11 protein-coding genes are annotated in these 11,505 nt (G+C 71.0%); 2 read left to right on the top strand and 9 right to left on the bottom strand.

Features of this window, described 5'->3' with window-relative positions; translation table 11 throughout:
• From ACTHJJ_RS09905 to ACTHJJ_RS09870, 8 genes are all read right to left on the bottom strand, one after another.
• Positions 1-653, bottom strand: a 653-nt coding sequence (locus tag ACTHJJ_RS09905; RefSeq protein WP_440302775.1) for an ABC transporter ATP-binding protein, incomplete at its 3' end; no start/stop codon positions are given.
• Positions 650-1,870, bottom strand: a complete 1,221-nt coding sequence (locus ACTHJJ_RS09900; protein ID WP_440302774.1) for an ABC transporter substrate-binding protein — start codon at positions 1,868-1,870, stop codon at positions 650-652. The genes ACTHJJ_RS09905 and ACTHJJ_RS09900, both read right to left, overlap by 4 nt.
• Positions 1,871-1,893: 23 nt before the next feature.
• Positions 1,894-2,901 (bottom strand): LacI family DNA-binding transcriptional regulator, encoded by a 1,008-nt coding sequence (locus tag ACTHJJ_RS09895; protein ID WP_440302773.1) that lies wholly within the window; start codon positions 2,899-2,901, stop codon positions 1,894-1,896.
• A gap of 185 nt (positions 2,902-3,086) precedes the next feature.
• Positions 3,087-3,716 carry an HAD family hydrolase gene (locus ACTHJJ_RS09890; RefSeq protein WP_440302772.1) on the bottom strand — a complete coding sequence of 210 codons (630 nt, stop codon included), beginning with the start codon at positions 3,714-3,716 and terminating at the stop codon, positions 3,087-3,089.
• Positions 3,713-4,438: a hypothetical protein gene (locus tag ACTHJJ_RS09885; protein WP_440302771.1), complete on the bottom strand. Its 726-nt coding sequence runs from the start codon at positions 4,436-4,438 to the stop codon at positions 3,713-3,715. Before ACTHJJ_RS09885 ends, ACTHJJ_RS09890 begins: the two co-directional genes overlap by 4 nt.
• Before the next feature lie 121 nt (positions 4,439-4,559).
• Positions 4,560-5,468 carry an ABC transporter permease gene (locus ACTHJJ_RS09880; protein ID WP_440302770.1) on the bottom strand — a complete coding sequence of 303 codons (909 nt, stop codon included), beginning with the start codon at positions 5,466-5,468 and terminating at the stop codon, positions 4,560-4,562.
• The gene (locus ACTHJJ_RS09875; RefSeq protein WP_440302769.1) at positions 5,455-6,411 is read right to left on the bottom strand and encodes an ATP-binding cassette domain-containing protein; all 957 of its coding nucleotides are present in this window, start codon (positions 6,409-6,411) and stop codon (positions 5,455-5,457) included. Before ACTHJJ_RS09875 ends, ACTHJJ_RS09880 begins: the two co-directional genes overlap by 14 nt.
• The gene (locus ACTHJJ_RS09870; protein ID WP_440302768.1) at positions 6,408-7,661 is read right to left on the bottom strand and encodes a LolA family protein; all 1,254 of its coding nucleotides are present in this window, start codon (positions 7,659-7,661) and stop codon (positions 6,408-6,410) included. Before ACTHJJ_RS09870 ends, ACTHJJ_RS09875 begins: the two co-directional genes overlap by 4 nt.
• A 156-nt stretch (positions 7,662-7,817) precedes the next feature.
• Here ACTHJJ_RS09870 and ACTHJJ_RS09865 point away from each other — a divergent pair, with 156 nt between their 5' ends.
• Complete coding sequence (locus ACTHJJ_RS09865; RefSeq protein WP_440302767.1) at positions 7,818-8,534, top strand: LppX_LprAFG lipoprotein; 717 nt, start codon at positions 7,818-7,820, stop codon at positions 8,532-8,534.
• Positions 8,531-10,252, top strand: a complete 1,722-nt coding sequence (locus ACTHJJ_RS09860; protein WP_440302766.1) for an MFS transporter — start codon at positions 8,531-8,533, stop codon at positions 10,250-10,252. The genes ACTHJJ_RS09865 and ACTHJJ_RS09860 overlap by 4 nt, the downstream gene beginning before the upstream one ends.
• A gap of 68 nt (positions 10,253-10,320) precedes the next feature.
• Here ACTHJJ_RS09860 and ACTHJJ_RS09855 read toward each other — a convergent pair.
• Positions 10,321-11,505 (bottom strand): transglycosylase domain-containing protein (locus tag ACTHJJ_RS09855; protein WP_440302765.1); only part of this gene is annotated, 1,185 nt, incomplete at its 5' end.

The raw sequence follows: 11,505 nt of genomic DNA, 5'->3' as shown, positions 1-11,505 counted from the left end.
TGAGCGTCGCCGAGAACATCGCGTTCGGCCTGCGCCTCCGCAAGACCGACAAGGCCGTGATCAACGAGCGCGTGACGTGGGCGGCACGCATGCTGGACCTGACGCCGTATCTCGGTGCGCATCTCGAGGCGGAGCTTCGCGTCGAGGTTGGACAGCGGCTCGTCCATGAGGACGAGCGAGGGCTCGAGCACGATGGCCCGAGCAATCGCGACCCGCTGCTGCTGGCCACCGGAGAGCTGGCCCGGCAGCTTGCCCACGTGCTCCTCGAGCTGGACGAGGCGGATCGCCTCGGCCGTCCGCCTAGCGATCTCCGCCTTCGGCAGCCGCCGCATCTGCAGCCCGAAGGCCACGTTGCTGCGCACCGTCATGTGGGGGAAGAGCGCGTAGTTCTGGAAGACCATGCCGAAGCCGCGACGCTCGGGCGGCAGCGTGTCGATCCGCTTCTCGTCCTGCCAGATGCTCCCCGACGTGAGGGGGAGCAATCCGGCAAGACAGTTGAGAGCGGTCGACTTGCCACACCCGGACGGCCCGAGCAGGGCGATGAACTCGCCCGCCCGGATCGTCAGGTCGAGGTCCTGCAGGGCGTCCTGCCCGCCGAAGCGGCGCCCGACGTTGTCGAGCCGCAGCTCCTCGAATGTGTCTGTCCTGTTCACTGCTGCTTGACCTTCGATCCGCCGATCTCACGGTCCCACTTGTCGAACGCGGCGACGAGGGCCTTGTTGTCGAGCGGGATCTCCTTCGGGTTGTTCTCGATGAGCTGGTCGTACTCGGGACGGCCGTACTTGTTGATCGCGTCCTGGCTCTTCTGCGGGGCCATCGACAGCGGCACGTCCTTGATCGCCGGGCCGGGGTAGAAGTAGCCCTCGTCGTAGGCCTTGGCCTGCTCCTCCTTGGTCAGCATGAACTGGACGAGCTGGAGCACGGCCGCCTGCTGGTCGGCCGAGGCGCCCTTGGGGATGACGGCGTAGTGCGCGTCGGTGACCCAGTGGAAGCCCTTGAGGGTGCCCACCTTGACGTTCTCCGGCACCGTGCCGAGCACGCGCGGGTTGATGTCCCAGCCGGTCGTCGTGGCGAGCATGTCGACGGTCCCGTTGCCGAGGTCCTTCATCGTCGCCGTCGTGCCGGTCTGGTAGGTGTCGATGTACTTGCCCAGCTCGGCGAGGTAGGCCCAGGTCTTCTCCCACCCGTTGATCGGGTCCTTCGGGTCCTTGTCCCCGAGGATGTAGGGCAGGCCCATCAGGAAGGTGCGGCCGGGACCGGAGTTCGCCGGCCGGGCGTACTCGAACTTGCCGGGGTTCGCCTTGGCCCAGGCGAGCAGCTCCTCGGCCGTGGTCGGCGGGTTCTTCACCTTGTCGGGGTTGTACTCGATGAGCGGCCCGGACGGGTAGTACGTGACGGTGACGCCGTAGCCGTTGGCGAGGTCCTGCATCTTGGCGGCGGGCTCGAGGTAGTTGTCCATGTTGGACAGGCGGTCCTTGTACTTCGGCAGGACCTCCTCCCAGAGACCCTGCTCGGTTCCAGCTGAGAGCCCGTCGGTGCCGGTGAGAACGAGGCCGATGTCGACGCGGCCGGCGTTCTGCTGCGCCTTGATCTTGCCGACGAGGTCGGGCGCGGGCGCCTTCGAGTAGGTGACCTTCGAGATGACGTCGGGGTGCTTCTGGACGAACTCGTCGATCATCCCCTGGGTCAGCTGCAGGTTGCCGGCGACGTCGAGGATGTTGAGCACGACGGGCTTGGCCGGCTTCTCCGGGACCGGTCCGGTCCCCCCGCCTCCCTGGGTCGGTGCGGCGGGCGCGCCGCAGGCGGCCACGAGGCCGCTCAGCAGCAGGGTCCCGGACGCGAGCAGTGCGATCCTGCGTGAGGTGGGCATGGAACGTCCCTTCTTGTGTGTGGTCACGCCGGGGTCCGTTTGGCGGCGCGGGGGTTGGGTGGTGCGGTGGTCTGTCGCACGATGAGCTGGCAGGTGAGGCTCTCGGCCGGGGGGACCCGGGAGCTCGGGCGGTCGAGCACGCGGAGCATCAGGTCGACGGCGAGGCGCCCGGAGGGCTCCTTGGGGACCGAAAGGGTGGTCAGGGCGGGCTGGACCATCGCGGACATCGGGATGTCGTCGACACCGACGATGCTGATGTCGCCCGGCACGTCGACGCCCCGGTCCCGCAGGGCGCTCAGGAGCCCGAGGCCGATGAGGTCGTTGTAGGTCACGACGGCGCTGACGCCGGAGAGCAGGACGCCCTCTGCGGCTGCGACGCCACCGTCGAAGGTCGGGGCAAAGTGGCCGATCTCGTCAAGGCTGATGCCGTGGGCCGCGACGGCCTTGTGGATGCCGGTGAGCCGCTGCCGGCCCGACCAGCTGCGCCGTGGGCCCGAGACGAAGCCGATGTGCTGGTGCCCGAGGGCGGCGAGGTGGTCGACGGCCTGGTCCATCGCGTCACCGTTGTCGATCGTGACGGAGGGCAGGCTGCCGGCCCGGCGGTGCACGAGCACCGAGGGCGAGATCGTGGCGGCCTCGGCCAGCTCCGCCGGGCGCATCCGGGGCGAGCAGAGGATCATCCCGTCGACCTGTTTCGCGAGGGAGCGGACGAGGCCGAGCTCGACCGTCGGGTCCTCGTTCGTGTCGACGACGAAGACCTGGTACTCGGACAGGTGGGCCTGGTGCTGGATGCCCTTGACGATCGAGGGGAAGAACGGGTTGGCCAGGTCGGGCAGGAGCAGGCCGAGGTTCCCGGTGCGGCCTGTGATGAGGCCGCGGGCCGCGCGGTTCGGGCGGTAGTCCAGGTGCGTGGCGATCCGCAGCACGCGCTCACGGGTGGCGGCCTCGACGATCTCGGGCTGGGTGAAGCACCTCGAGACGGTGGAGGGGGACACGCCGGCTGCCTTCGCCACGTCGCGGATGGTTACCACCGGGCCCTCCTCCTCATCGTTGAGTGTTTGGATCCCGAGGAGTATGAAACCGTTTGCAGAGAAGAGTCAACCCCTTGAACGCATCGGATTTACCTGCTAATAGGCCGTTTGATGTTGAAAGGCTTTGCAGAAACGACACCGCGCGCGGGCCGCCGCGGGGCCGGCCCACCCAGGTCGTACGCCGCTCAATGGCCTTCCGGCGCCTCGTCCCGCGCGTGGGTGGCGGGCTCGAAGAGCACCGCCTGCCAGCCGAACTCCACGGCAGCCGCGACGTTGTCGGCGCGGTCGTCGGTGAACCAGATCGCCCCGGGCTCGAGCGGGCCCAACTCCTCCTCGATCGCCCGGTGGGCGGCGGCGAACGCGGCGGGGTCGGGCTTGGCGACGCCGAAGTCGGCCGAGTTGAGGACCCGGTCGAACAGGTCGGTCAGGCCGAGCAGCTCGAGCTCCTCGGGGATGAGGTCGGTGCCGTTGGTGAAGACGTAGGTGTGATGGCCGGCGTCGCGGAGGGCCCGGATGCGCTCCACGGTCTCGTCGACCGGCGAGCCGCGGTGCGCGCGCCACCGTTCCATGTGCTCGCGGACCCGGGCCGGCTGGGGAACGGCGCGCTCGAGCGCCAGGCAGACGGCGTCATACCACTGCTCGAAGGTCTGCCGACCTGTGATGGTCGGCTCGATGAGGGCAGGGCGGAAGGCGAGGCCGAAGAGGCCCCCGGCTGGTAGGCCGAGGGCCGCCTCGATCAGGACGTCCGGGCTCCCCGGGGCGAAGTCGCGGACGACGCCGTCAAGGTCGAAGACGTAGGCGACCGGCTCGGTCACCGACGACCGCGCGCGTCTGCCTCGCGCGCGTCCGTGTCGTCTGCCGTCTCGGTGTCGCGCGGAGTGTCAGCGGCGTCCGTTGTTTCGGTGCTCGGCGGGGCGTTGGTGTCGTCGTACCGCGTGTCACCGCCACGTCGCGGGTCATTGTTGTCGTCGTAGCGGGGGTTGCCGCCACGGCCGGCGTTGTCGTCGTAGTGGCCCCGGGTGGTGCCTTCGTCCCTCCACTCGGCGGTGCCCTGGGAGACGTTGCCCTCGGCGCGGCCCGTGACGACGTCGGCGACGGACGGGTTGTTGTGCTGGCGCCACTCGCCCTCGCGTCGGGTCAGGTCGCGGTCACGCGCCTCGAGCTCCTCGTGACGGCTGCCGAGCTCGTCCTCGCGGCGCTTGAGGTCCTCGTCGCGCAGACCGGCCTCCTCCATCCGGCGCTCGTGTTCGGTGCGCTCCGCGGCTGCGGCGCGCTCGACGTCGGCGATGCGCTCCTCCTCGCGCTGCTCCCGGCGGATCCGCGCGCGCCGGCGTGCCCAGCCGGCGAGGCAGGCCCAGCCGAGGCAGAAGAGCAGCACGGCGATGCCCCCGGCGATCACGAGCTCGAGCGCGTGCGAGTCACGTTGCAGGCCAAGGGCGGCCATGTGGACCAGGCTACTGGCGCCGAGCGCCGCGACGACCGCGATCACGCCGATGGCGATGCCGATGATCAGCAGGATGATGCCGAGCAGGATCATGCCGGGTTCCCTTCCGATGGGCGGACCTGTTCGTCCTATGGACCCTAGCCCTACCCGCCTGAGCACAGACCGAATCACGCGGCGGCGCTCAGTGGCGGTCCCGTGTGGCCGAGCGAGGTGTTCAGTTGGTGATGTCCTTGCCGGCGAACCTGGCCCACGCGAGCAGCCAGAAGACGACGGCGTAACCGAGGTCGACGGCGAGCCCTTGCCAGACCGTGTCGAGGAAGGGCGGGTCCCGCAGCAGGTCGACGAACGCCATCCAGCGGTCGACGAGGAGCCACGGGTGCAGCCAGTCGATCTGGGGCACGGCGTCGGCGATCCACGACAGGATCGTGAAGATCATGAGGGCCACGGTGGCGGCGAGCGGCTGCTCGGTCAGGGTCGAGATGAACAGCCCGACCGCGGCGAGGGCGGCGAGGCCGGCCGCGAGGTAGAGGCTGATGAGGACGATCCGCCAGAGCGCGGTCCAGAAGGGCATCTCGGTGCCCGACAGGGTCACCATCGGTCCGGTCCCGAAGACTGCGATCCCGACTAGCGAGCCGGGGATGACGATGGAGGCGACACCGAGGACGGCTCCGACACAGAGAGATACGTACTTTGTCACGAGGAGGCGGGTGCGGCCGACCGGGACGGTGAGCAGGTAGCGCAAGGTGCCGGTGTTCGCTTCCCCGGCGATGGCGTCGCCCGAGAGCATCGCGATGGCGAGCGGCAGGAAGAGGCCGATCTCGACGCTGAGGGCGGCGAGCGGGACGAAGAGCCCGTTCGACGTGATCGACGAGAGCAGGTCCGGGCCGCCGCCCCGGCGCCGCGGTGAGCTGAGCTTGACCGCGAACGCCATGAGGATCGGCACGGCCGCGAGGACGAGTAGGCCCATCTGGTTCCGTCGCCGGCCGGCGATGAGGCGGATCTCCGAGCCGAGCAGCCGGAACGAGCGGGACCACGCAGCCGGACGGGGCGTGAGATGCGAAGACGGTGCCACCGCGGTCGCGGTGGTCGTGCCGGCCGGCTCGGCCGCCTCAGCCGCTGACATCGAAGCCCTCCCCGGTCAGTGCGACGAAGAGGTCCTCGAGGCTCGGGCTCGTCACCGTGAACTCCTTGACGCCGACGCCGCTCGTGACGAGCGCGGCGACGATCTTCTCCCGCTCGACGCCGCCCGGGTTCGCGCGGACGCCACCGGGGAACGGCTCGATCTCCGCCAGCCCGAGCCCGGAGAGGACCCGGGCGGCATCGTCGGGCTGGTCTGTCCGGACCTGCGCGACCGGCGCCGCCGCGCCACGCACCTCGGCCACCGGTCCCTGGGCCACGAGCCGTCCCTCGCTCATGACGCCGAGGTGGGTGCACATCTGCTCCACCTCCGAGAGCAGGTGGCTCGAGACGAAGACCGTGGTGCCGTCCGAGGCGAGGTCGCCGACGAGATGGCGCACCTCGCGAGTCCCTTGTGGGTCAAGGCCGTTCGTCGGCTCGTCGAGGACGAGCAGGTCCCGCGGCATGAGCAGGGCGGCGGCGATCGCGAGGCGCTGCCGCATGCCCAGCGAGTAGGCCCGATACCGCTTGCCGGCCGCGGCGAGCAGGCCCACCCGGTCGAGGGCCGCGTCGATCCGGGCGTGCGACGTCGCCGCGTCGGCCGTCAGGTCCGCCGCGTCGAGGCGCTCCAGGTTGCGCCGCCCCGAGAGGTACGGATGGAAGGCGGGGCCCTCGACGAGGGAACCGACCCGGGGCAGCACGCTCTGGGCGCCGCGGGGCATCGGCCGACCCAGCAGCGTGCTGTCGCCCGCGGACGGACGGACAAGGCTCAGCACCATACGAATCGTCGTGGTCTTGCCCGAGCCGTTCGGGCCCAGGAAGCCGTAGACGCTGCCCGTCGGCACGGCGAGGTCGATGTGGTCGACGGCCGCCTTGCCGCGGAACAGCTTCGTCAGTCCCCGGGTCTCGACCGCGAGACCCGGGGACGGCGCGACGGGCTGTGCCGTCACTTCGCCGCCAGGGCGGCATAGAGCTGGTCGGGGCCGACGGCGCCGACCGCGACCCGGCCGTCGTCGGTGAGCACGGCCGAGAAGAGCGTGCCCTGGAGCAAACGGCCGTGTCCCCAGGACCCCGAGACCTGCGGGAGCGAGCCGACGATCGGCCCGAGCTGCTGCATGAGGCTCTGCTGTGGCGAGCTCGAGCTCGACGGGCCGCTCGTGCTGGTGCCCTTCGGCAGGGTCGTGACGACGACGCTGCTCCAGCCGGACCCGACGACCTTCGGCTTCGGCGGCATGGCCGACGTCCCGCCGGGGGTGGTCGGGGCCGGGTTCGTGCCGGAGGCCTTGGGCTTCGTTGGCGCCTGGAGCGTGCCCTGGTCGGTCACCTTGGTGCCGGCCGGCGGTGTGAAGGTGAACCGGCTCGCCTCCGGCTTGGTGAAGTCGATCGACTTGAAGCCGACCTGGAAGGCCGGGTTCGCCAGCTGGGTGGAGTAGACCTGTACCCGCACCGGCACGTGCCGCGTGCCGTCGATGGCGATGCGGACCGAGGCGATGCGGGTCGCCTTGTCCTTCGGGATGAGGACGAGCTCATAGGCCGGCCGGCCGGCGACCGTGGCCGTGCCGTTCGTCGTGACCGTCGTGTCCTGACCGATGAAGGCGAGGGCCTGGGTCGCGGCCTCCTCGGGTGTCGTCGGCGCGGTGGTGGCCGCCCCGGAGGGCCCGGTGCCGGGGGAGGAGCCCGGCGTGCTCGGCGAGGTGTTGGGTGTCATGGAGTGACGGGGGAGCCGCTGCATGGCCGTCGGGAGCGTGCGGTGCACCGCGGACTTGTCGGCGCTGGACCAGACCCAGACGTCCTGGCCGTTGCGGATGATGTCCGACTCGTTGGAGCCGTCGACGAGCGCGAGCCGCTGCTGGGTCGAGCCGTTGACCCAGACGCGCCAGGTGTGCGTGCCGCTCAGGAGGGTGGTCAGGGAACTGGTCGGGCTGCTTGAGTCGCTCCCGCCGCCACCGGGACCGCCGGCGCCGCCCGAGAGGCCGGGCAGCTGGGGCAGCCCGAGGTCGGCGGTCTGCACGATGGTGCCGGACAGGCTCTGCACGTTGGACGACTGGACATCGGCGAGCAGCTGCGCGGCCGTCCGGTGCGGCAGGCCCGGGTCGGCATTCGCCTGCTGGTTCGTCACGGCCGCTGTCGCGCCGATGACCCCGAACGCGGCCACCGGCACGGCCCAGCGGCTCCACGGGTGCTCCCTGAAGAACGTCATGCCCCTATCGTGCGCCTCCGGACTGAGGAAGAACCTGTGGATCATGTGGAGATCCGGTGCAACTCGACCATCCGGCCCGCGGTTCTCGGCCGGGAGGCGCGCCGACGACCCGGGCCAGATACAGCGCGGGCGCGCTGCGCGGCATACCCTCTGGCCATGCGAACGACGGGGAAGATCGTGGCCGCCGTGCTGTCCGGGCTGTGCCTCTTCGGGACCGCGGCCTGCACGGGGGAGAAGGGATCACCCCAGCCGACCCAGCAGGCAGAGCTGACGCCGGCGCAGCGCCTGGGTGCGGCGAAGTCGGCCCTCGATGCGGCGACGTCCGTGCACCTCACGCTGACGAGCGCCGGCGTCCCGTCCGGAGCGAGCGGGCTCATCTCCGGCGAGGGGTGGGGCGCCCACCCGCCAGCGTTCAAGGGCACGTTCAAGGTCGGCGTCGCCGGGGTGCAGGCCGACGCCGAGATCACCTCGGTCGGCGGCGAGGTGTGGGCGAAGCTGCCGGTCGTCCCGGGCACGCACAAGATCAACCCGAAGGACTACGGGATGCCCGACCCCGCGACCCTCTTCTCGCCGGAGCATGGGCTGACGACCCTGCTGCCCGCGACGACCTCACCGGCGGCGGGCAAGCAGACCCGCAAGGGCTCGGAGGTCCTCACGACCGTCACCGGTGACCTGCCCGGCTCCGCCGTCGTGGACCTGCTCGGCATCGGCGACCGCTCGGGCAACTACCACGCGACCTACCTGCTCACCGACGCGAACCAGCTGCGCCAGGTCGCGCTCGACGGGCCGTTCTTCGGCTCGGGGACGACCTCGACCTACACCCTCGTCCTCGACCGCTACGACGAACCGGTCTCGATCACCAAACCCTCGTGACGCCAGACCCGACACCGCGCCGCGCCCTGCTCACCGTCGCGTCGGTCGCCGTCGCCCTCGCCGCCGCGGACACGTATGTCGTCGTCCTCGCGCTGACCGACATGATGGCCGGCGTGGGCCTCGGGATCGAGGCGCTGCAGGAGGCGACGCCGATCATCTCCGGCTTCCTCCTCGGCTACATCGCGATGCTGCCGCTCATCGGCCGGCTCTCGGATCTGCTTGACCGGCAACGGATTCTGCTCGCCTGCCTCGCCATCTTCGTCGTCGGCTCGGCGGTGACCGCGCTCGCCGTCGACCTGCCCGTGCTGGTCAGCGGACGGGTGCTGCAGGGCATCGGCGGCGGCGGCCTCGTCCCCGCGACACTGGCCCTCGTCGCCGACCTCTGGCCCGCCGACCGTCGCGGAACCCCGCTCGGCGTCGTCGGCGCGGTGCAGGAGCTGGGGTCGGTGCTCGGCCCGCTGCTCGGCGCGGCCATCCTCGCGTGGTCGGGCTGGCGCACCATCTTCTGGGCCAACGTCGTGGCCGGCATCCTCCTGTATGCCGCAGTACTCGTCTCCGGCCGCCGCTCCCTCCCCGCCACCCCTCCCTCGAGTGAGCGCTCCGTCCCAGAGGCCTCACCGTCGAGTGAGCAATCCGTCCCAGCGGCCCCACGCGTCGCGGCCCTCGTGAGCCGCGTCCTCGCGGCTCTCGGGCTGCTGCTCGGCGGGGTCGCGCTCGCCGCACCCGACCGCCTCGTCACCGACGTGACCCTCGGCATCCCCTTCATTCCGCTCGTCGAAGAGTCCCGGGTGCTCACGCCGATCGGGGTCGCGGCCCTCAGCCTGCTCGTCTTCGCCGCCGTCGCGGCCGCGCCCCGTTGGTGGCCGGTCCTCAGGCGTGTAGACCTCTTCGGCGCACTCCTCGTCGCGATCGCCCTCGGGGCGCTCGTGCTGACCTTCTCGAGCGCCGACCCCGAGCGCGAGATCATCGGCCCCCTCGGCGTCGTCCTGCTCCCTGTCGGCGCCATCGCCCTGGTCGTCCTCGTCATCTGGCACCGCCGGGCCCGCAACCCCCTCGTCCCGCGCGGCGTCGTGCACGGCCGGGGCATGAGGGCGCAGGTCGTCAGCTTTCTCGTCGGCGCCGCGCTCGTCGCGGTCGTGGTCGACGTGCCCCTGCTCGCCCGCCTCACCTTGACCCAGGACGAGACCCGGGCCGCGCTCGTGCTCGTCCGGTTCCTCCTCGCCGTGCCGGTCGGTGCGCTCCACGGCGGGCTCGGGACGCGCCGGGTCGGCGACGGGCCAGTCGCCGCAACCGGACTCGCCCTCGCCGGCGTCGGGATGGTCGCGATGTCCAGGTGGGGCATGCACTCCCTCGACGACATCGTCCCCACCACACTCGTGCTTGTCGTCGTCGGCCTGGGCATCGGCCTCGCCATCGCCCCCGTCAACGACGCCGCGCTCGCCGACGCCGCGCCCTCGGCCCACGGCCTGGCGAGCTCACTCGTCGTGGTCGCCCGGATGGTCGGTATGGTCGTCGGCCTCGCCCTGCTGACCTCTGTCGGCCTCAACCGCTACTACGAGACGGTCCGCCACCTGCCGGGTCCAATCGACACCGACGCGCTCCTCGGCGCTGCCGTGGTCCAGGTCCAGACCGTCCTGCTGGGTGGCGCGGTCGCCGCCCTGCTCGGGGCCGCGCTCTCGCTCACGCTGGGCGGGAAGGCGCGAGCGAGAGCACGCTGAGCGGCATCCCCGCTCGGTATGGCGTGGAGCCGGCCCCGCTCGGACGTGGCCTTAGCCGGGGCCTGGGGTCACGGCATCGGGGCCGGGGGCTGGCCCTCGAGGCTGCGGTTCATGATCCGCTTCCAGATCGGGGCCGCGAAGCACGCGCCCGTCATCGACTTGCAGGTCTTGCCCGCCATCGAGACGTTGAACATCCGGCGGGTGGGGTCGGTCGGGTTGCCGACCCAGACCGCCGTCGCGAGCTGCGGGGTGAAGCCGACGAACCACGACTGGGCGTTGCCGTCCGCGGTGCCGGTCTTGCCGGCGGACTTCCGGCCGGGCAGCTGGTTGAGGATGCCGGAGCCGTGCGTCATGTTGTACTCGAGGAACTTCGTCGCATCGGAGACCGGCTTCTGCGGCTCGACGCGGTCGCAGGACGGCTGCGGCTGCCAGAGCGGCTTGCCGTCGCGGTCGATCTCGGTGACGGGGTAGGTCTGGCAGAGGACGCCGCCCGCCGCGATGCCGGCGTAGGCGTTGGCCAGCGTCTGCGGCGAGATCGTCTGCGCCCCGAGGACGATCTGGGGCGGGTAGTAGCCGATCGGTGACCCGTCGGCGGCGTGCATCCCGAACGCCACCATCGTCTTGCGAATGTTGCAGATGCCGATCTTCGAGTCGAGCGCGGCGAAGGCGGTGTTGATCGACTTCGCGGTCGCCTCCATGAGGGAGACCGTCCCGCCGCCCCACGCCTCGTCGTTGTAGACGTGCCAGGGCTGGTAGAGGCCGCACGGCTGCGGGAAGTTGTGCTTGGTGAACGTCGCAGCCTGTGTCGGGCCGGCAGCCGGTCCGGTCACGGTCGCCTTCAGGCCCATGCCCTGTTTCATTCCGGTCACGAGTGCGAAGGCCTTGGCCGTCGAGCCGTACTGGAAGCCACCCGAACCGCCGTACTGCTGGTCGACGGCATAGTTGACGCCGGTGACGCCCTTTCTCTGGGTCAGGCCGAACTGGGTGTTCTGCCCGAAGGCGAGGACCTTGCCGGTCCCGGGCTCGGTGACGTAGGCGGCGGCCGAGACGCCGATGTGGTTCTTCTCCGGCGCCACCTCGCGGATCGAGGTGTCGACGATCTGCTGGACCCTGGGGTCGAGCGTCGTGTGGATGGTGAGGCCGCCGCGGAAGAGGAGGTCGTGGCGCGCCTGGACCGTCGGCCCGAGCGCCGGCTGCCGCTCCAGCCACGGGATGATGAACTCGCAGAAGTAGGGGTAGGGCGAGGCGGCGCA

It is taken from the genome of Intrasporangium sp. (assembly GCF_051961875.1).
GTDB lineage: Bacteria > Actinomycetota > Actinomycetes > Actinomycetales > Dermatophilaceae > Intrasporangium_A.
Note: the sequence above shows the minus strand (reverse complement) of the source record. Positions and strands in the feature narration are given on the sequence as shown.

Excerpts from the sequence above, each read along its gene's own strand:
- ACTHJJ_RS09880 (WP_440302770.1), bottom strand. The coding sequence starts at position 5,468 with ATGTCAGCGGCTGAGGCGGCCGAGCCGGCCGGCACGACCACCGCGACC.
- ACTHJJ_RS09900 (WP_440302774.1), bottom strand. The coding sequence starts at position 1,870 with ATGCCCACCTCACGCAGGATCGCACTGCTCGCGTCCGGGACCCTGCTG.
- ACTHJJ_RS09870 (WP_440302768.1), bottom strand. The coding sequence starts at position 7,661 with ATGACGTTCTTCAGGGAGCACCCGTGGAGCCGCTGGGCCGTGCCGGTG.
- ACTHJJ_RS09865 (WP_440302767.1), top strand. The coding sequence starts at position 7,818 with ATGCGAACGACGGGGAAGATCGTGGCCGCCGTGCTGTCCGGGCTGTGC.
- ACTHJJ_RS09885 (WP_440302771.1), bottom strand. The coding sequence starts at position 4,438 with ATGATCCTGCTCGGCATCATCCTGCTGATCATCGGCATCGCCATCGGC.